The sequence below is a fragment of the Massilia sp. PWRC2 genome (assembly GCF_049896725.1).
GTDB lineage: Bacteria > Pseudomonadota > Gammaproteobacteria > Burkholderiales > Burkholderiaceae_D > JAFCUW01.
This window is the reverse complement of record NZ_JAFCUW010000042.1, coordinates 1-1,165: the sequence shown is the minus strand read 5'-3', so window position 1 is coordinate 1,165 and position 1,165 is coordinate 1. Positions and strand designations below refer to the sequence as shown.

The following is a 1,165-nucleotide window of genomic DNA, read 5'->3' as shown; positions in this document are numbered from 1 at the left end:
GCGCGTCACATTGAAACTATCAGCATCTGATCGGAGCCATCATGCAGCGACAATTAATCCTGAGCCAGTTTGCCAGCACCCCATGGGCAATGGACCAAGCACACCTCCAGAATATGGCGGCCGTATTGCACCGCTGGTCGGCCGGTGAGGGAGCATCAGCCGAAACGATGGTCGACGTCCATGCGGCGCAAGCAGCGCGCCAGACGCGCAAGGCCACGACACCGGCAGCCAGCGGCGGCATCGCCGTCCTGCCACTGTGGGGAGTGATGACCCAGCGGGCCAACATGGTCAACGACATCAGCGGCGCCGGCGGCACCAGCACCCAGCAATTCACACAGCTGTTCCGCGATGCGATGGCAGATGACTCGATCGGCGGCATCCTGATCAGCGTCGACAGCCCCGGTGGCAGCGTCTTCGGCACCCAGGAGCTGGCCGCCGAAATCTACCAAGCGCGCGGCAAAAAACCAATCGTCGGCTTCGTTGACAGCACATGCGCCAGCGCCGCCTACTGGGTGGCGTCGCAGTGTGATGAGCTTTACTCCACCGCAGGCGGTCTTACCGGCAGCATCGGCGTATTCATGCAGCATGTAGACGAAGCCGGCGCGATGGAAAAGGCGGGCATCAAGGCGGAATTTATCAGCGCCGGCCGCTACAAGACAGAGGGGAACTCTCTCGGCCCACTGAGCGCCGATGCAAGGGCCCACCTTCAAAGCAGCGTCGACACCTACTACACCGAGTTCACAAATGCGGTCGCGCGAGGCCGTGGCGTCTCCCCAGCAGCTGTTCGCGGCGGAATGGGGCAAGGGCGGTGCTTGATGGCCAATGACGCGCTGAAGGCGGGAATGATCAACGGCATCGACACTTTCCAAGGCGTGGTGGCGCGTATGTCCGGCCGGGTGCGAATGGGCGGCGCGACCCACGGTAGCATGGCCACCGGAAAGCACGTCTCCCAAATGACCGAGCGCGAGATTACTCAGATGCACGCAGATGCACGTCGCCGGCGGCTGCAAATCGCCATGATGCAGTAATACCCCACACACTCACCGCGCCGAGGCGCACACGAAGAAAGGTACAAAATGGCAGGAGGTAATTTAGGGGCGCTGGTCGTTTCGTTAGAAGCCAATATCGCCAAGTTCAATTCGGACATGGGCGCCGCCGCAAAGCA

Annotated in this window: 1 protein-coding gene; it reads left to right on the top strand. The window is 61.7% G+C overall.

From position 1 onward, the window contains the following. Positions 1-41 precede the first annotated feature (41 nt). On the top strand, positions 42-1,028 hold the full coding sequence (locus tag ACP7BZ_RS22925; protein WP_426117509.1) for a S49 family peptidase: 987 nt from the start codon (positions 42-44) through the stop codon (positions 1,026-1,028). The last annotated feature ends 137 nt before the right edge of the window (positions 1,029-1,165 follow it).